The 16,511-nt window shown below is 72.7% G+C and carries 15 protein-coding genes; 7 read left to right on the top strand and 8 right to left on the bottom strand.

The window, feature by feature from the left end:
- The first annotated feature begins 19 nt into the window (after positions 1-19).
- Positions 20-1,708: a cell division protein PerM gene (locus tag ACQEVJ_RS38515; RefSeq protein WP_433109627.1), complete on the top strand. Its 1,689-nt coding sequence runs from the start codon at positions 20-22 to the stop codon at positions 1,706-1,708.
- Here ACQEVJ_RS38515 and ACQEVJ_RS38510 read toward each other — a convergent pair.
- The 4 genes from ACQEVJ_RS38510 to ACQEVJ_RS38495 all read right to left on the bottom strand — a co-directional run bounded on the left by ACQEVJ_RS38510 (position 1,687) and on the right by ACQEVJ_RS38495 (position 5,945).
- The gene (locus ACQEVJ_RS38510) at positions 1,687-2,136 is read right to left on the bottom strand and encodes a MerR family transcriptional regulator (RefSeq protein WP_433109626.1); all 450 of its coding nucleotides are present in this window, start codon (positions 2,134-2,136) and stop codon (positions 1,687-1,689) included. The two genes, ACQEVJ_RS38515 and ACQEVJ_RS38510, sit on opposite strands and share 22 nt — an antisense overlap.
- A 32-nt stretch (positions 2,137-2,168) precedes the next feature.
- Complete coding sequence (locus ACQEVJ_RS38505) at positions 2,169-3,185, bottom strand: MDR family NADP-dependent oxidoreductase (RefSeq protein ID WP_433109625.1); 1,017 nt, start codon at positions 3,183-3,185, stop codon at positions 2,169-2,171.
- A 110-nt stretch (positions 3,186-3,295) separates the two neighbouring features.
- On the bottom strand, positions 3,296-4,729 hold the full coding sequence (locus ACQEVJ_RS38500; RefSeq protein WP_433109624.1) for an APC family permease: 1,434 nt from the start codon (positions 4,727-4,729) through the stop codon (positions 3,296-3,298).
- A gap of 118 nt (positions 4,730-4,847) precedes the next feature.
- The gene (locus ACQEVJ_RS38495; RefSeq protein ID WP_433109623.1) at positions 4,848-5,945 is read right to left on the bottom strand and encodes an alcohol dehydrogenase catalytic domain-containing protein; all 1,098 of its coding nucleotides are present in this window, start codon (positions 5,943-5,945) and stop codon (positions 4,848-4,850) included.
- Between the two features lie 224 nt (positions 5,946-6,169).
- On the opposite strand from ACQEVJ_RS38495, the gene ACQEVJ_RS38490 reads away from it, so the two are divergent.
- Positions 6,170-7,645 carry a PucR family transcriptional regulator gene (locus tag ACQEVJ_RS38490; RefSeq protein WP_433109622.1) on the top strand — a complete coding sequence of 492 codons (1,476 nt, stop codon included), beginning with the start codon at positions 6,170-6,172 and terminating at the stop codon, positions 7,643-7,645.
- Between the two features lie 50 nt (positions 7,646-7,695).
- On the opposite strand, the gene ACQEVJ_RS38485 is transcribed toward ACQEVJ_RS38490, so the two are convergent.
- Positions 7,696-8,100 carry a hypothetical protein gene (locus ACQEVJ_RS38485; RefSeq protein ID WP_433109621.1) on the bottom strand — a complete coding sequence of 135 codons (405 nt, stop codon included), beginning with the start codon at positions 8,098-8,100 and terminating at the stop codon, positions 7,696-7,698.
- Between the two features lie 167 nt (positions 8,101-8,267).
- Here ACQEVJ_RS38485 and purN point away from each other — a divergent pair, with 167 nt between their 5' ends.
- From purN to ACQEVJ_RS38465, 4 genes are all read left to right on the top strand, one after another.
- Positions 8,268-8,924 (top strand): phosphoribosylglycinamide formyltransferase, encoded by a 657-nt coding sequence (purN, locus tag ACQEVJ_RS38480; RefSeq protein WP_433113198.1) that lies wholly within the window; start codon positions 8,268-8,270, stop codon positions 8,922-8,924.
- On the top strand, positions 8,921-10,462 hold the full coding sequence (purH, locus tag ACQEVJ_RS38475) for a bifunctional phosphoribosylaminoimidazolecarboxamide formyltransferase/IMP cyclohydrolase (RefSeq protein ID WP_433109620.1): 1,542 nt from the start codon (positions 8,921-8,923) through the stop codon (positions 10,460-10,462). Before purN ends, purH begins: the two co-directional genes overlap by 4 nt.
- 126 nt (positions 10,463-10,588) lie before the next feature.
- Positions 10,589-10,756 carry a hypothetical protein gene (locus ACQEVJ_RS38470; RefSeq protein ID WP_433109619.1) on the top strand — a complete coding sequence of 56 codons (168 nt, stop codon included), beginning with the start codon at positions 10,589-10,591 and terminating at the stop codon, positions 10,754-10,756.
- Positions 10,757-10,794: 38 nt separating this feature from the next.
- Positions 10,795-11,640, top strand: coding sequence for a bifunctional methylenetetrahydrofolate dehydrogenase/methenyltetrahydrofolate cyclohydrolase (locus ACQEVJ_RS38465; RefSeq protein ID WP_433109618.1), 846 nt, complete (start codon positions 10,795-10,797; stop codon positions 11,638-11,640).
- Positions 11,641-11,686: 46 nt separating this feature from the next.
- Here the strand turns inward: ACQEVJ_RS38465 and ACQEVJ_RS38460 are convergent, their stop codons facing one another.
- Positions 11,687-12,943, bottom strand: a complete 1,257-nt coding sequence (locus ACQEVJ_RS38460; protein WP_433109617.1) for an alpha/beta hydrolase — start codon at positions 12,941-12,943, stop codon at positions 11,687-11,689.
- Between the two features lie 174 nt (positions 12,944-13,117).
- On the opposite strand from ACQEVJ_RS38460, the gene ACQEVJ_RS38455 reads away from it, so the two are divergent.
- Positions 13,118-14,902, top strand: coding sequence for a phosphatidylglycerol lysyltransferase domain-containing protein (locus ACQEVJ_RS38455; protein ID WP_433109616.1), 1,785 nt, complete (start codon positions 13,118-13,120; stop codon positions 14,900-14,902).
- Here the strand turns inward: ACQEVJ_RS38455 and ACQEVJ_RS38450 are convergent.
- Positions 14,841-15,521 carry a hypothetical protein gene (locus tag ACQEVJ_RS38450; protein ID WP_433109615.1) on the bottom strand — a complete coding sequence of 227 codons (681 nt, stop codon included), beginning with the start codon at positions 15,519-15,521 and terminating at the stop codon, positions 14,841-14,843. The two genes, ACQEVJ_RS38455 and ACQEVJ_RS38450, sit on opposite strands and share 62 nt — an antisense overlap.
- A gap of 169 nt (positions 15,522-15,690) precedes the next feature.
- Positions 15,691-16,353 carry an FHA domain-containing protein gene (locus ACQEVJ_RS38445; RefSeq protein WP_433109614.1) on the bottom strand — a complete coding sequence of 221 codons (663 nt, stop codon included), beginning with the start codon at positions 16,351-16,353 and terminating at the stop codon, positions 15,691-15,693.
- Positions 16,354-16,511: the final 158 nt, after the last annotated feature.

The raw sequence follows: 16,511 nt of genomic DNA, 5'->3' as shown, positions 1-16,511 counted from the left end.
GCTGGGATGATGCGGTAGCGTGACGGGCCTTCTCGATCAGTTCAGGACCGCTCCCCGCGCCGTGCTCGGCCGCATGGGCGCCGGCGACGACGAGGAGACCCGCCGTCCGCTCCCCGTCTCCGGCATGCTGGCCGCGGTCGGGACGCTCGGCGTCGGCCTCGCCGTGCTCACCACGCTCACGCTCATCGGCTGGATGGCCGCGCCCCGCGGGCCGTTCGGCGAGGGCCTGCCCGGCGTCTTCCGTACGGCCTGCCAGCTCTGGCTCGCCGCCCACCATGCCGGATTCGCGATCCCCGGCGGCCGGGTGGGCCTGCTGCCCATCGGCCTGATGATCCTGCCGGGGGTGCTGCTCTACCGGGCCGGCCTGTGGATGGCGCGGGACGCCGACCTGCGGGTGCGGATGCCGGCCCGGCTGCCCAAGGGCACGCCGCGCGACGTCGAGAACGCCCGGCGCCGCGCCCAGCTCGTGCTCATCGCCCAGGCCGGCATCTCGCTGGCCGCGCCGTACGCGCTGCTCGCCGGCGTGATCGCCCTCGTCTCCGGCAACGAGGTCATGGAGCCGTTCCTGGGGGAGGCGCTGGTCAGCCATCTGCTGCTGGCCTTCGTCACGGGGTCGGCGGCCACCGCCCGCACGATCGGGCCGTGGCGGTCGATGCTGCGCCTGCTGCCCGAGCGGCCGCGGTCGCTCGTGGCCGGAACGGCCGTCGCGACCTCGCTGATGCTCGTGGCCGGGGCGGTGCTGGTCCTCGGGGCCGTGGTGGTCAACTTCGCCAGGATCGAGCAGATGTCGGAGGTCCTCAGCCCCGGAGTGGTCGGCGGCCTGCTGCTCCTGCTCCTTGAGGTCCTCTACTTCTTCAACGCCGTGATCTGGGGCATGGCGTACATCTCGGGGCCCGGGTTCGCGGTGGGCGCCGGGACGCTGGTCGCGCCCACCGGGGTCAAGCTGAGCGCCGTGCCCATGCTGCCGCTGCTGGGCGCCCTGCCGTCGTCCGGCGCCGCGCCCACCTGGGTCATGGGCGTGATCGCGGTGCCGTTCGCGGCCGGGGCCGTCGCCGGCGTGGTGACGGCCCGCGTCGCGCCGACCCCGTCGATCGAGGCCGCGCCGCTGTGGGGGTTCGTCTGCGGGATCACCTCAGGCCTCGTCGCGGGGACGCTCGCCGCGCTGTCGGGCGGCCCTCTCGGCGGGGCGGGCCTGGCCGCGGTGGGGCCGTCTCCCTGGGAGGTGGCGCTGTCGGTCACGCTCGAGGTCGGCGTGGCCGCCGGCATCTCGGCCGGCATCGCCAACTGGTGGCTGATCTCCCGGCGGCCGGCCACCCCGCCCGAGCCGATGCGGAAGGCCGGCGCCGTGATCGCGAAGGCGGCAGGGCGGGTGCGGTCCGCCCGCGGCGCCCACCTGCCCGGCCACTGGCTGGACGCCACCGAGGCGGACACCCAGCCGATCCCGGTCATCAGGGACGACTGGACCGACGAGCACGCCGCGGCGGCGGCGGAGACCTTCGACGACATGGGCGCGGGGCAGGCCGGGGCCACCTCCCGGAAACCCGGCAACCCGCCTCCTGGCAAGTCGCTTCCCGACACCCCGCGCAAACCGGCCGCGAAGCGTGCACCGAGCCCCCCGCCCACGCCGCGCAAGGACATCGTGGACGAGACCGACGACCGCGGGGGTCACGTCATCTACGTCGATCCCTACGCCTGGGACCGCGACTGATCTCCTCGGACGGGAGCCGTTCCCCGATCGAGCCCGGGCGGGTCGGCGACGGCCGAGGCGAGGCGGTCCCGCAGGTCGGTCAGGCGGGCGATCTCGGCGTCCAGGGCGGCGATCCGGCGTTGCACGATGCCGCTTCCGCCGCTTCCGGCGCTGCCGCCCCTGCCGCCGGAGCAGCCGGGGCTGCCGTACGGCGGGAGCGTGTCGCCCTCAAGCAGGTCCAGGCGGTCGGCGCAGCGGGCGACGTCCTCGATGGTCAGGCCGAGGGTGAGCAACTGGCGCACCAGGCGGATGCGGGCGATCTCCCGCGGGCCGTACTCCCGTTGGCCTGACGGCGTGCGCGGTGGCGGCAGGAGCAATCCGCGCTGCTCGTACAGGCGCAACGCGCGTGGCGTGGTCCCGGCCGCCGCCGCGGCGTCGCCGATCCGCATGAGACCTCCTGGCTGGGCTCCAGCTTTACGAACTACAGCTCTGTGACGACCGTTCCCACGTGCCGCCCCTCGAACAACTCACGCAACGCGCGCGGCGCGCGTTCGATGCCCGCGATCCGCGTGTGCGGGAAGGTGGCTGCGCCCGAGCGCAGCCAGGCGCCGAAGCGCTCCGTCCACTCCGCGTGGGTCTCGCCGTCGACGCCGGTGAGGCCGCGGAGGGTGATGTTCCTGGCGATGAGCTGGAAGGCGTCCAGCTCCACCGGGGCCGTCGTGCCGCCGGACGCGGCCGACAGCTGCGTGGCCAGGGTGCCGACCACGACGAGGCGGGCACCGGGCCGCGCCGCGGCCACCGCGGCCTGGAGCTGCTCGCCGCCGACGGTGTCGACGACCACGTCGACGCCGTCGGGCGCCGCCTCGGCCAGCCGCCCGCCGATCGGGCTCCCGCCGCGGAGCACCACCGCGTCGTAGCCGAGCTCGGCGGTCATGCGCTCGGCCTTCGCCGGTGAGCCGGTGGTGCCGATCACGCGTGCCGCGCCCAGCAACCGCGCGATCTGGCCGGCGAGCGACCCGACGCCTCCGGCGCCCCCGGTGACGAGCACCGTCTCACCCGCACGCAGGCGGGCGACCCGGGTCAGGGCGGCGTACGCGGTGGCGCCCGGCGCCAGATGCGCGGCCGGGTCGGGCAGGGCGTCGCCCAGCGGCGCGGACGCGGGGACCGCGGCGTACTCACGCCAGCCCTGGAAGTGCGCGACCAGGTCGCCCGGCCGCAGACCGCCGCCGTCCGGGGCCGTGACGACCTCGCCGACCGCCGGGCCGAACAGCGTGTCCCCGGGACGGAGCGGAGGGAAGGGCGTGCCCGGCACGCCTCCGGCGATCAGCGTGCGCAGCGAGGGGAAGACCTGGAACCAGCGGTTGCGCACCAGGACCTCACCGGCCCCCGGCACGGGCAGCGGGACCTCGGCGACGGCCAGGTGCTCGGGGCCGGGGAGACCGGACGGAATCTCGGCGAGCCGGATCTCCCGCGCGGCGCGGGGCAGGGTTCGGGGCATGGGAACTCCCACGGTGTCGGAGAGGGGACCGCTCGTGCGGCACGGCCGCACGGCCCCGCGACGCTAACCCCTGACCCGCGCGTCAAAGGCAAGCGGGCACGGCGTGGTCGTCAGGCCATCTCGGCGAAGTCGGTTTCGGTCGTGCCGATGGTCTGGGCGACCGACGGCCGGGCCGCGCGGAGGTAGCCGTACCAGACGAGGGCCGCGGCGACGGTGACGAGGAAGGCGAGGACCACGAAGTTCAGCGGCCAGCCCGGCCACGGCACGACATTGACGTAGAAGACGTACGCCATGCCCACCACCGAGACGATCACGCACGGCCAGATGAGCGGGATCCGCGCACGCTCCCGACGCAGGAAGATCGGCGCGGCGAGCGCGACGACGGCGTAGGCCACCATGTAGCCGTACGTGCCGTAGGTGTCGACGTTGACGACGATCTCCATGCCGTCCATGCCGAGCGCGAAGAGCAGCGCGGTCAGCGCGACGGCGATCGGCGCGACCGTGAGGATCGCCCGATGCGGCGTCTGCTGGGTCCGGTGGGTCTGACCGAGGGAGGCGGGCAGCACGCCCTCCTTGCCCATGACGAAGACGATGCGGCCGATCACGTTGATCGGGGCGACCACGACGGCGAAGAACGACGCCGTGACGCCGAGGCTGAGCACCGGGCGGAACCAGCCGGGCATGCCGACGGCCACCGCGAGCTCGTCCAGCGGGTTGCCGCTGGTGCCCAGGTCGCCCAGGGCACGGTAGCCCGCGACCTGCGTGTAGGAGGCGAAGATGTAAAGGAGGCCGACGCCCGCGGCGCTCCACATGACGGCCCGGGGGATCGCCTTGAACGGGTTGCGCGCCTCGCGGCCGAGGGCGTCGGAGCTGGAGAAGCCGACGAACCCGAGGATCGCCAGCACCATGCCCACCGCGATGCCGTGCGGCGTGGCGCCGTCGAGGGTGAGCTGGCTGCTGTCGAAGACCGGCCCGTCCCCGGCGAACAGCACGATGACCAGCATCGCCGTGATGATCGTGATGGAGATGACCTCCAGGATGAGCGAGATGCGCGCCGACATCCGGATGCCCCACACGGTGAACAGCGTGGCGAGGCCGCCGATCACCACGGCGAGCACGACGTTCCACAGCGTGTTGTGGATCGTCAGCCCGATCCCGGCCAGGAAGGCGTTGAAGTGGTAGACGGCGCCCGCGAGGGAGCCGGACGCGATGCCGAAACAGCCGATGATCAGTGTGATGCCGGTGACGTATGCGCCGAGCGGGCCGAGCCCCTGGGCGGCGTAGTTGTACAGCGAGCCGGCCGAGGCCCGGCGCTTGGCGAACTGGGAGATGCAGTAGCCGACGGCGAGGATGACCACGGTGGCGAGGGTGAACGACAGCCAGGACGCATTGCCGGCACTGGCGAAGATTCCGGCCACGGAGAAGGCGATGACGGCACTCGGGGCGATGTTGGCGATGGCCTGGGCGACGACCTCGCCGCCCGACATCGCCCCGCTCCGCAGCCCGTGCCCGTGTTGCCGGTGGGGGGCGGTGGTCTGTGTCATGCGTGGGTTTTCCTTGTACGAACGGGGCCTTGGCGGTCCGGGGACGGGTGGCGGGGGCCCGGATCCGCGGCGGCGGATCCGGGCAGGGATGACGGGGAGACGCGTCTCGGGGAGGGTGTCAGGGGACGAGCAGGGTGCGCAGCGCCTCGCCGCTGGCCAGGGCGTCCAGGGCGTGGCCGGCCTCGTCGAGCGTCGTGCGCCTGCTGACGAGCTGGTCGAGCTGCAGGTGGCCGTCCATGTAGCGGTCGACCAGCGCCGGGATGTCGATCGCCGGGCGGACGCTTCCGTAGTTGGACCCGAGGATTCGCTGGTCGGCCTCCGCCAGGACGAGCGGGTCGAAGCGCGCGAGCGTGCCCTTGGGCGGCAGGCCCACGGCCACCGCCGCACCGCCCAGGCCGAGCATCTGAACGGCCGACTCCAGCGTGGCCTGGTGGCCGACCGCGTCGAAGGCGTAGTCGACGCCGTCCGGCAGGAGGTCGCGCAGCGCCTCGGGAGCGGTCGCGTCGGCGCCGGAGAGCTGGTCGGTGGCCCCGAGCGTCATCGCGAGCGCCGTCTTCTCGGCGCGGGTGTCGATCGCGACGATCCGTTCGGCTCCGGCGAGCTTGGCGCCCTGGACGACGGAGAGCCCGACCCCGCCGCAGCCGATGACCGCGACCGTGGTGCCGGGCAGGACGGCGGCCGTGTTGGTCACCGCGCCGACACCGGTGGCCACCGCGCAACCGACCAGGGCCACGGTGTCCAGCGGGGCGTCCTCGCGGATCTTGACGGCTCCGGATGCCGGGACCACGGCCTCCTCGGCGAAGGAGGAGACCCCGAGGTAGTGGTAGACGGCCTCCCCGTTCCGGCTCAGCCTGCTGGTGCCGTCCTGGAGGACCCCTCCGGGTGCGACCACGGTCGCCGCGAGCTGGCAGCGCGCCTCGTGCCCGGACCGGCAGTACCGGCACCGCCCGCACGGGGCGACCCAGGACAGGACCACGTGGTCGCCCTCCGCGAGGCTGGTCACCCCCGGGCCGAGCTCGGTCACCACGCCGGAGCCCTCGTGTCCCATCACCAGGGGGAGCGGGACATCCCATTCGCCGCGGCGTACGTGGAGGTCCGAGCCGCAGACCCCGGCGGCGGCGATCCTTACGCGGACCTCGCCCGGCCCCGGAGGGGCGAGCTCCACCTGCTCGACCCGGACGGGCCGGTCGGCGGATTCGAATACCGCGGCGCGCATACTGCTCCCTTCCTCAGCCGGGAACAGCCCTGCCGTCACCCGGTGTTACTGAAACAGGTTCAGGCTAGGGACGCGGGCATCGCCGCGTCAGCTGGCCAAATGTCCATTCACCTGCGCTCGGTGCGCCGATCCGATACTTCGCGCCCCTGGCGCGGTCGTGTCACGGTGACACTGCGTCAGTTCGGCGACGGGATGTCGCGCGATCCGGAGAGGGGAGACGCCGGATGCTGGAGACGGCGGGCGACGTCGCGCAGCGGTTCCGGCTGCGCGTGCCGACCGGGACGACGGGCCTGGACCGCCCCATCCGCTGGACGCACATATCCGAGCTGGCGGATCCGACCCCCTGGCTGCGCGGCGGCGAGATGCTCCTCACCCTCGGCCTGGAACTGGACACGCCCGACGATCTGGCGGCGTACGCCGCGAGGCTGGGCGAGGCGGGCGTCGCCGCGCTCGGCTTCGGAATCGGGGTGCGCCACCCGTCCGTCCCGCCGGCGCTGGTCGAAGGCGCCGGGGAGCACGGCCTGGCCGTGCTGGAGATCCCCAGCGCCGTGGCGTTCCAGGACATCACCTACCACGTCAACGCCGACCTGCTGCGTACCGGAGCCGCGGAGGCGCGGCTGATCGCCGAGGGTGTGTCCAGCATGACGATGGTGGCGCGGAGCGCCGGGGCGCAGGGGGTTGTGGCCACGCTCGCCGCGCGCATCGAGAGCTGGGCCGTACTGATGGACCGGCACGGAAAGATCCACGCGGCCGTGGGCGCCGCACGGGTGCACATCGACGATGCCCGGGCCGCGGCGCTCGGCCAGCGCTCCCGCATCCGGCATCCCGCCCTGACCGTGTACGGCGTGGGCGACCCGGTCCGGCCCCGAGCCCACCTCGTGGTCGCGCCCCGCCCGGATCGGATCACGCTGACGCGGGAGCTGGCGCAGCACGCCGCGCTCCTGCTCGACCTCGCCCTCAATCCCTTGAGCGGTGGCGACACCTGGGGCCTGGCCCGGGCCGACGCGGTGGACGCGCTGATGTCGGGCGACCCGGCGCTCGTCGCCCGGGTGTCGGCCCGGTGGAACCTGCTCGCCGGGAACGTCGCCGTCGCGCTGCTGCGCTCGCGGTCGCGCGCCGTCCCGCTGGAGGACAACGTGCTGGAGTGGTGCGCGGAGCTGGATCTGCCCCCACTGGTCAGCTCGGAGTCGTCGCTGGTCACTGTGCTGCTGCCGGAGGACGAGCTGGGCCGGTGGACCGCGCGGGTGTCTGACGCGGTCGAGCGGGAAGGCGTTCCGGCGCGGTGCGGCATCGGCACCCCGCAGCCGCCGGTTTCCAGCCTGCTCAGCCGGCGGCAGGCCGAGCAGGCGCTCGCGGTGGCCGTGGCGGACGCCCGTCCCGTGGTCGAGTTCGCCGGGCTGCCGACCCAGCGACTGATCCTTCAGCACCTCGACCCGGCCGCACGCGCGGCGCTCACCTCGCCGCTCCTGCCGCTGCTGGAGAACGATTCCACCCTGGTCCTGCTCCGCTCGCTGCGGGTCTTCCTGAGCGAGAACAGCAGCTGGGAGGCGGCGTCCTCGCAGCTCGGCATCCACCGGCACACGCTGCGCCAGCGCATGGCGCGGGTGGAGGAGCTGACCGCCCTGTCCGTCTCCGTCACCGAGGACCGCGTCATCGCCTGGCTCGCGCTCCAGGCGCTCCAGCTCGGCGACGCTCCCTAGGTGTACACCTGGGAGCGCCGTAGGAGCTCGAGCCGGCAGGACGTGGTTCGTCAGGCGGGGGCCGGGACGCCGGTGGGCCAGGCCACGCCCATCTTCCGCTCGAACGCCCGCATGAGCTGGTCGGAGCACTCCTGCTGGGACGCCACCGTGCCCGCGCCCTTGCGGCACTCGTTGTACGCGTTGAGCTCATCCGAGAAGTAGAGCTGGAATCCCGTGGTCACGATTCCCAGGACGAACGCGAGCGACGAGAGCACGACGGCCCCGGTCGCCATTCCGATCCCGCGCTGTTCGCGGTTGAGCAGGCGCAGGTCGTGGATCGCGATGACGATCGCGAAAAGCGAGAGCGCCAGCCCGGCCGCCGGCAGCATCAGCGTGAAGACCAGCGCCATGATGGCGAGCACGAGAGCCCTGCGCCCTCCGGTCGCAGGGGTCGGCGTCTGTAGGGGTGTTGTCACGGTCTCCTCGCTTCGCGTTCCGCATAGCCCGTCGTCAGTCGTGATGGCCGGCGCCCGATACGCTTTAGCTGCGTCGAGGGACGGCCCTCCACGCTCGACCACTCTCTAAGGAACCATCTCCCGGCAATCACCTGCAAAACGAAGGCAGCTCACGAAGGAGTTCCGCTCTGTCCTTCCGGCTCGTCGTCCTCGTCTCGGGTTCGGGGACCAACCTACAAGCGCTGCTGGACGCGGCGGCAGACGACGCGTTCGGCGCGACCGTCGTCGCCGTCGGGGCCGACCGCACCGGCATCGAGGGCCTGGCCCGGGCCGAGCGCGCCGGCGTCCCCACGTTCGTCGAGAGGGTGGGCGACCACCCCGCCCGGGAGGAGTGGGACGAGAGGCTGGCCGGGCGCATCGCCGAGCACAAGCCCGATCTGGTGGTCTCCGCCGGGTTCATGAAGATCCTCGGCCCTCGCGTGCTGAGCGCGTTCCCCGTCGTCAACACCCATCCGGCGCTGCTGCCCGCCTTCCCCGGGGCGCACGCGGTCCGCGACGCCCTCGCCTACGGCGTCCGCGTCACCGGCTGCACGGTCCACCTCGTCGACGCGGGCGTGGACACCGGCCCGGTGATCGCCCAGGAGGCGGTGCCCGTACGGGAGACCGACGACGAGGAGTCGCTGCACGAGCGCATCAAGACCGTCGAGCGGCGCCTCCTCGTCGAGACGGTGGGCCGCATGGCCCGCGAGGGCTGGACCCTGACCGGGCGGACCGTGCGCCTGGGGACGGGACGAGTCGCAGGACAGGCCGCAGAAGGCCCGACACCAGGAAGGATCACGAAGTGACCCGCATCGCCATCCGCCGTGCGCTGATCACCGTTTACGACAAGACAGGTCTCGAAGACCTGGCGCGGGGGCTCGAGGCCGCGGGCGTGGAGATCGTGTCGACCGGCGGCACCGCCGCCGCGATCGCCTCCTACGGCGTGCCGGTCACCAAGGTGGAGTCGCTCACCGGATTCCCCGAGTGCCTGGACGGACGGGTCAAGACCCTCCACCCGCGGGTCCACGCGGGGCTGCTCGCCGACGGCGCCAACCCCTCCCACGTCAAGCAGCTGGAGGAGCTGGAGATCGAGCCGTTCCAGCTCGCGGTGGTGAACCTGTACCCCTTCGCCGCCACGGTCGCCTCCGGCGCCTCCGACGCCGAGTGCGTCGAGCAGATCGACATCGGCGGCCCCGCGATGATCCGCGCCGCCGCCAAGAACCACGGCACGGTGGCCGTGGTCGTCGACCCCGCGGCGTACGGCGAAGTCCTGGCCGCGGTCGCCGAGGGCGGCTTCACGCTGACCGAGCGCAGGAGGCTGGCCGCCACGGCGTACGCGCACACCGCCGCCTACGACGTCGCGGTCGCGTCCTGGTTCGCCGACGTGTACGCGCCGGAGGGCGACTGGCCGTCCTTCATGGGCGCGGCGTGGAAGCGCAAGGCCGCCCTGCGGTACGGCGAGAACCCGCACCAGGGAGCCGCCCTCTACACCGGCGGCAAGGACGGCCTGGCCAACGCCGAGCAGCTCCACGGCAAGGAGATGTCCTACAACAACTACGTGGACGCCGACGCCGCATGGCGGGCCGCCTGGGACTTCGCCGAGCCGTGCGTGGCCATCATCAAGCACGCCAACCCCTGCGGCATCGCCGTGGGCGCCGACGTGGCCGAGGCGCACCGCAAGGCGCACGAGTGCGACCCGGTCTCCGCGTACGGCGGGGTGATCGCGGTGAACCGCGAGGTGACCCGTGCGCTGGCCGAGCAGATCGCGCCGATCTTCACGGAGGTGGTGGTCGCGCCGTCGTTCGCGGCGGACGCGCTGGAGGTGCTCCGGGAGAAGAAGAACATCCGCCTGCTCGCCTGCCCGCAGGGGCCGTCGAACGCCGCGGAGTTCCGCCGCATCGACGGCGGCCTGCTCGTGCAGACGGTCGACCGGGTGGACGCGCCCGGCGACGACCCGTCCACCTGGGAGCTCAAGACCGGCGAGGCGGCCTCGCCCGAGGTGCTGGCCGACCTGGCCTTCGCGTGGCGGGCCTGCCGTTCGGTGAAGTCCAACGCGATCCTGCTCGCCTCCGGCGGCGCGACCGTCGGCGTCGGCATGGGCCAGGTCAACCGGGTCGACTCGGCCCGGCTGGCGGTCTCCCGGGCCGGCGAGCGCGCGGCCGGATCGGTCGGCGCCTCCGACGCGTACTTCCCGTTCCCCGACGGCCTGCAGGTGCTGGCCGAGGCGGGGGTGAAGGCGATCGTCGAGCCGGGCGGCTCGATCCGCGACGACCTGGTCATCGAGGCGGCCAAGGAGGCGGGCATCACGCTCTACTTCACCGGCACCCGGCACTTCTTCCACTGATCGAGAAGGCCGACGTACCGCCACGGACGGGCGGCGGTTGGGATGGATGGGGTGAAAACGGCACGATCACCCCGATAGGGCGGCTAGCCTGAAGCGCCCACCCCATCCTCCCCACGGAGCCCCTCCATGCCCCTTGATACGATCATGAGCTCCTTCGCGACGATGAACGGCGTGTGGAACAGCCCCATCGCGCTGCTGCCCATCGCCGCGCTGGCCGCCTACCTCGGCTGGCGGATCGTGGAGTTCATCCCCTTCACCCGCCGGATCATCGAGCGCCGCGAGGGGGGACAGTAAAGCATCCGGTAGGACCACCCGGAAGGACAGGGAGAGCCATGACCGCGCGGCTTCTGGACGGCAAGGCGACCGCCGCCAAGATCAAGAGTGAGCTGGCGGAGCGGGTGAAGGCCCTGGCGGCCCGGGGTGTCACCCCCGGCCTGGGCACGATCCTGGTCGGCGAAGACCCGGGCAGCCAGATCTACGTCGCGGGCAAGCACCGCGACTGCGCGGAGGTCGGTATCACCTCCATCCGCAAGGACCTTCCGGAGAGCGCCACCCAGGAGGACGTGGAGGCCGCGGTCGACGAGCTGAACGCCGACCCGGCCTGCACGGGCTACATCGTCCAGTTGCCGCTGCCGCGTCACCTGGACACCCAGGCGCTCATCGAGCGCATGGACCCGGCCAAGGACGCCGACGGCCTCCACCCGGTCAACCTGGGCAGGCTCGTCCACATGGTCGACGCCCCGCTGCCGTGCACCCCGCGCGGCATCGTGGTCCTCCTCCAGGAGTACGGCGTGCCGCTCAAGGGCGCCGAGGTCGTCGTGGTCGGCCGGGGCATCACCGTGGGCCGTCCGCTGGGCCTGCTGCTCACCCGCCGCGCGGAGAACGCCACCGTCACGCTCTGCCACACCGGCACCCAGGACCTGGCGTCCCACGTGCGCCGGGCGGACATCGTCGTCGCCGCGGCCGGGGTGCCCCACCTCGTGACCGCCGACATGCTCAAGCCCGGCGCGGCCGTGCTCGACGTGGGCGTCTCCCGCGTCGACGGGAAGCTCACCGGCGACGTGGCCCCCGACGTACGCGAGGTCGCGGGCTTCGTCGCCCCCAACCCCGGCGGGGTGGGGCCGATGACCAGGGCCATGCTGCTGGCCAACGTCGTCGAGGCCGCCGAGCGGCACTGATTCACCGGACCCGCTCGGCAGGATCATCCGGGACCCCTCCGCCGGCCTACCGCGCCCTCCTTTTCGCGGCCCTGTGCGTGGGGCGGTGATGGCGGGGGCGAGGCCGCTGGGCGGGGCGCGGTGCTGATTCGCGGGCGAGGCGCTTGGGATCCGGGGCGCTCGTGGGCCGGGACGGCGTCCACGCGGGCGCGTGCAGTTGCTGGGCGAGCCAGGGCAGGGCCTGGGGAAGCTCCCTGTTCCAGGTGGCGAAGTTGTGGCCCCCGCTCGGCAGGATCAGTGAGGACGCGCGCATGGGCGCCTTCACCGCAGCCAGGAAGTCCGTCGTCGCCCGGTAGTCGGACTCGCCCTGACGGCTGCTCGTCACCAGGACGGACACCGGCGGGGCCGGCAGGTTGGACAGCCGCCACATCAGGTCGTTCTCGTCCCGGAGCCGCCGGTTCCCGCCGAACAGGTCACCTGTGGTCACGTCCGTCAGGGCGTGGAAGTACCCGGACAGGGACACCGCGGCCGAGAACGCCTGGGGGTGCCGCATCGTCAGCTTGAGCGCGCAGTAGCCCCCCGTCGATTCGCCGAGAACGCCCCAGTTGGCGGCTCCGGTGCCGACCCGGAACGCCGCGGCCACCGCCCGCGGCACGTCCGAGGTGAAGTACGTCTCGACCTGCGGCCCGCCCGGCACGTCCACGCACTCGGTGTCCCGGGGCGGCGCGACCGTGGGGCGCATGAGCACCAGGACGGTCGGGCCGATCTCGTGGGTGAGGATCGAGGTCGCCGTGAGCGTGGGCATGTCGAGCCGGGTGACCATGTTCTCCGCGTCGCCCGGATAGCCGGTCAGCCCGAGGATCACGGGGAAGTGCCGGCCGGCGTACTTCTTGTCGAAATACTGCGGAGGCAGGTACACGTACGCCGACGAGCTCAGCCCGGTCCTCGCCCCGGTGATCGTCACCTGCTCCAGGCGCCCCGCCGGCAGGCCGACCTTCGGCCTGGTGACCTCGACCGGCCTGCTGTCGAGCACCCGGACGAGGCCCGCTCCGCCGGCCGCCGTACCCGCCGTGATCGCCGGCGCGTCGTCAGCGTTCGTGCCCAGCAGGTCGCCCCACGAGCCGAAGAACCCGAAGTACGCGTTGACCACGACGGCGACCGCGAGCAGCAGCAGGGCCTGGTCCGCGACCAGTACGCCCACCCGCGCGGCGATCGAGCGCCAGGACGGCCCGCTCAGCCGGGGCCACAACCAGACCGTCGCGACCAGCCCGCCCAGGGCGATCGCGACGAACAGGACCTGCACTTCTGTCGCTGTGAGCTCCAAATCCGGCCTCTCCTAGCGTCCCCCGTTGTGCCGGCTTATGCAAAGGTACTCGCGGGACGTAAGGGAGCGGTTAAGGATCGCGATCCTTGCCCCCGGAGTGGATATCACCATTTAAGGTCTCGTCCCGTGAGCCGTCGGACACAGATTTCCCAGAGCGGGATAGCGCGTCCATGGGTGCCCGCAGCGGCAGCGTACGCCGCGCTGTTCATCGGCATCCTGGACATCGTCAAAGGCGTGTTCCCACGTCTGCGCGGAAGCAGGATCAGCGAGATCGCGAGCGTCCTGCCGGGCAGTGTCACCACGCTCGCCGAGACGGCGTCGCTGCTGGTCGGGATTTTGCTGATCATGCTTGCCCACGCCCTCAGGCGGCGTAAGGCACGGGCCTGGCGCGCGGTCGTGGTGCTGCTGCCGGTGGGCACCGTGCTGGAGGGGCTGCACCGGCACCCGGTCGCCGCGTCGGTGTCGCTGCTCCTGTTCGTGGTGCTGCTGGTCAACAAACGGGAGTTCTACGCCCTGTCCGACCCGCGCTCGCGCTGGCGGGCGCTATGGAATCTGCTGGTGCTCGGCGCGTTCGACGTCGTGATCGGGTGGGTCCTCGTCGCCGCGCACCACCGGACGGTCGCCGGCCACCCGAGCTTCGGCGACCAGATGTGGCACGTCGTGCTCGGCCTGGTCGGCCTGGAGGGGCCGGTCGTGTTCACGTCCGAGCGCACCAGTGACGTGGTCTACTTCTCGCTCGCCGGGCTCGGCGCGCTCACCGCCGTCACCACGATCTACCTGGCCCTCCGGCCGGAACGGCCGGTCGCGGCGCTCACCGAGGACGACGAGCGGCGCCTGCGGGCCCTGCTCGACCGGTACGGCCGGCAGGACTCGCTCGGATACTTCGCGCTCCGGCGCGACAAGAGCGTGATCTTCTCGCCCAGCGGCAAGGCCGCCGTGGCCTACCGCGTCGTCGCCGGGGTGATGCTGGCCAGCGGCGACCCGATCGGCGACCCGGAGGCGTGGCCCGGCGCGATCAGGCGGTTCCTGGAGGAGGCCAGGCGGCACGCGTGGGTCCCGGCCGTCATCGGGTGCGGCGAGACCGGCGGCGAGGTGTGGACCAGGGAAGGCGGCCTGGACGCGCTGGAGATCGGGGACGAGGCCGTCGTGGAGGTGGTCGATTTCTCGCTGGAAGGCCGGGCCATGCGCAACGTGCGCCAGATGGTCAAGCGGGTGGAGCGGCTCGGCTACACCTGCCGGGTGCGGCGGGCGGGGGACCTGAGCGAGGCGGAGCGCGAGGGCATCCGCAACGCGGCCGACTTCTGGCGCGGCACCGAGACCGAGCGGGGCTTCTCGATGGCGCTCGGCCGGTTCGGCGACCCCGCCGACGCCGACTGCCTGGTGGTCACGGCCCACCGGGCCGCGCCCGAGGGCGAGGAGACGCCGGGCGGGGACATCCGGGCCGTCCTGCATTTCGTGCCCTGGGGAGCCGACGGCATCTCCCTCGACCTCATGCGTCGCGACCGCGAGGCCGACCCCGGGCTCAACGAACTGCTGATCGTCCGGGCCCTGCAGGCCGCGCCGGACTTCGGCGTGACCAGGGTGTCGCTGAACTTCGCGATGTTCCGCTCCGCGCTGGCGCGGGGGGAGCGGCTCGGGGCGGGGCCGGTGCTGCGCGCCTGGCGCGGCATCCTCATCTTCCTGTCCCGCTGGTTCCAGATCGAGTCGTTGTATCGCTTCAACGCCAAGTTCAGGCCCCTGTGGGAGCCGAGGTTCCTGGTCTACCCGACCGCCCGAGATCTGCCGCGCATCGGCGTCTCCGCGCTCCAGGCGGAGGCGTTCCTCACGCTGCCGGGCCTGGGCGGGGGGAGCGGCCTGCTCCAGCGCTGGCGCCGCCCGAAGGCCGTTCCCGATGTGGTCACCGGCGGCAGACGCCGGGGAGGTCGCAGAGCTTGGCGGCCATCGTCCGGGCGTCCTTGATCAGCGGGCGGAACTGGGAGACGGGAAGGCTCTTGGTCACCAGGCCGGTCCTGACGTAGACCGCCACCGCGCTCCCCTTGCGGACGATCACGGAGCGGGAGCGGTTCTCGAAGAAGAAGCCGCCGATCCGGAGGGCTTCGTCGCCGATGCCGGTGCTCTTCCATCGGTACGAGTGACGGTCCGCGCCGCTGCCTCCCGTGCCGCACTCGGCCAGGTCGGCGCGCACGGATCGCATCGCCGCCTTCGCGGCCCGCTCCGACGGGTAGAGCACGACCTGCTCGCTCCGGTAGACGGTCTCCGCCACGTAGGTGAACGTACGGCTCGCGCTGCGGCCGTCGTGGGCGGCCCTGCGGTCGCACGGGTTCACCTCAAGGGGCTTCTTCAGGCTGTCGGTGAGCTTCAGGTGCTCCCACGGCCGGGACGGGCCGTCCACCTTGGCCTCGTCCAGCAGGAAACCCTTGGGCAGCGCCGCCGGAGGCGCCGCCGACGCCTGGCCGGCGCCCATCGTCGCAGCCGTCACTTGCGCCGCCGGTGCCGCCACCGCGGGCCCCATGCCGATCACCGTGGCCGTCACCGTCACCGCCGCGGCCGCCGCCACGGACGTCAGAACCCTGTGCATCGCACGCCCCCTTGCCGATCGGTTGACGTCCCGTTCGACGGGGCCTTCGCGGATTTTGTTCAGCGTCTTTGTTCGGCATGTCGCGCCGCCGCCCCGGCCATGGGCCGTTCGGAACGCTCCATTGCCGCCGGGGGTGGGACGGCTTCCGCCCCCGGCGGCCGGTGTGCCGTCAGGACGCCCGGCGGCCCGCGCTGGTGCGCGGCTGTGGCTGCGGTTCCGGCTCGCCCGGTCCGGTCGACCGCTGCGGCGGCACGACCGGCGTGGGCCGCACCAGGCCGAGGGCGACGACCTCGTTGGCGAGCCGGGTGCGCCGGTTGGTGCCCTCCGGGATGCGGAACTTCTGGTAAAGCCGCAGCAGATGCTGCTTGACCGCCGCCTCGGTCACCACGAGGTCGTCGGCGATCTCGCGGGCCGTCGCGGGCGCCACGAACGCCTCGTCGGACAGCGCGGGACGGCACAGCGAGGTGAGAACGTCGACCTCCCGGCGGGTGAGCTCCGGCGCGGCGGCGCGGCGCAGCTCGACCTCGGGGGCGAGGTCCTCCCGCGGGATCCCGCCGACCCGGGCCCGGGCGGCCCCGAAGGAGACGACGTCGCCGTCGTCCAGCACCCTCCTGGCGATCGGCCTGCCGTTCACCCGTGTGCCGTTGCGGGACAGGCCCAGGTCCACGACGTACAGGTAGGGCCCGCGACGGACGAATTCGGCGTGCAGCCGTGACACGCTCGGATCCGTCAGCCGGATGTCCACGCCCCGGCCGCGGCCGATCGTGGTGACGTCGGGGCGCAGCGGCACCACCTCGCCGCTGTCCTCGATCCGTATGAACGGCCCCTCCACGGCAGTTCCTCCCCAGGTAGCCCGCCGTTACTTTCCCTATAGCTGCGGCTTACCCACCCGTGGCGAGGGGGAATCGCCTTTGCCAGGAGCAGAATCAATCCTGGAATTGGTCTGGACCTTTGAGGGGCGGTTTACCTGCTCACGGGTAGACTTCGGGC

This window comes from Microbispora sp. CA-102843, from assembly GCF_050936215.1.
In the GTDB taxonomy this organism is placed as follows: domain Bacteria; phylum Actinomycetota; class Actinomycetes; order Streptosporangiales; family Streptosporangiaceae; genus Microbispora.
The sequence above is the reverse complement of the archived record's forward strand: the minus strand, read 5'-3'. Positions and strand labels throughout refer to the sequence as shown.

Excerpts from the sequence above, each read along its gene's own strand:
- ACQEVJ_RS38510 (WP_433109626.1), bottom strand. The coding sequence starts at position 2,136 with ATGCGGATCGGCGACGCCGCGGCGGCGGCCGGGACCACGCCACGCGCG.
- ACQEVJ_RS38505 (WP_433109625.1), bottom strand. The coding sequence starts at position 3,185 with ATGCCCCGAACCCTGCCCCGCGCCGCGCGGGAGATCCGGCTCGCCGAG.
- ACQEVJ_RS38500 (WP_433109624.1), bottom strand. The coding sequence starts at position 4,729 with ATGACACAGACCACCGCCCCCCACCGGCAACACGGGCACGGGCTGCGG.
- ACQEVJ_RS38495 (WP_433109623.1), bottom strand. The coding sequence starts at position 5,945 with ATGCGCGCCGCGGTATTCGAATCCGCCGACCGGCCCGTCCGGGTCGAG.
- ACQEVJ_RS38490 (WP_433109622.1), top strand. The coding sequence starts at position 6,170 with ATGCTGGAGACGGCGGGCGACGTCGCGCAGCGGTTCCGGCTGCGCGTG.
- ACQEVJ_RS38470 (WP_433109619.1), top strand. The coding sequence starts at position 10,589 with ATGCCCCTTGATACGATCATGAGCTCCTTCGCGACGATGAACGGCGTG.
- ACQEVJ_RS38465 (WP_433109618.1), top strand. The coding sequence starts at position 10,795 with ATGACCGCGCGGCTTCTGGACGGCAAGGCGACCGCCGCCAAGATCAAG.
- ACQEVJ_RS38450 (WP_433109615.1), bottom strand. The coding sequence starts at position 15,521 with ATGCACAGGGTTCTGACGTCCGTGGCGGCGGCCGCGGCGGTGACGGTG.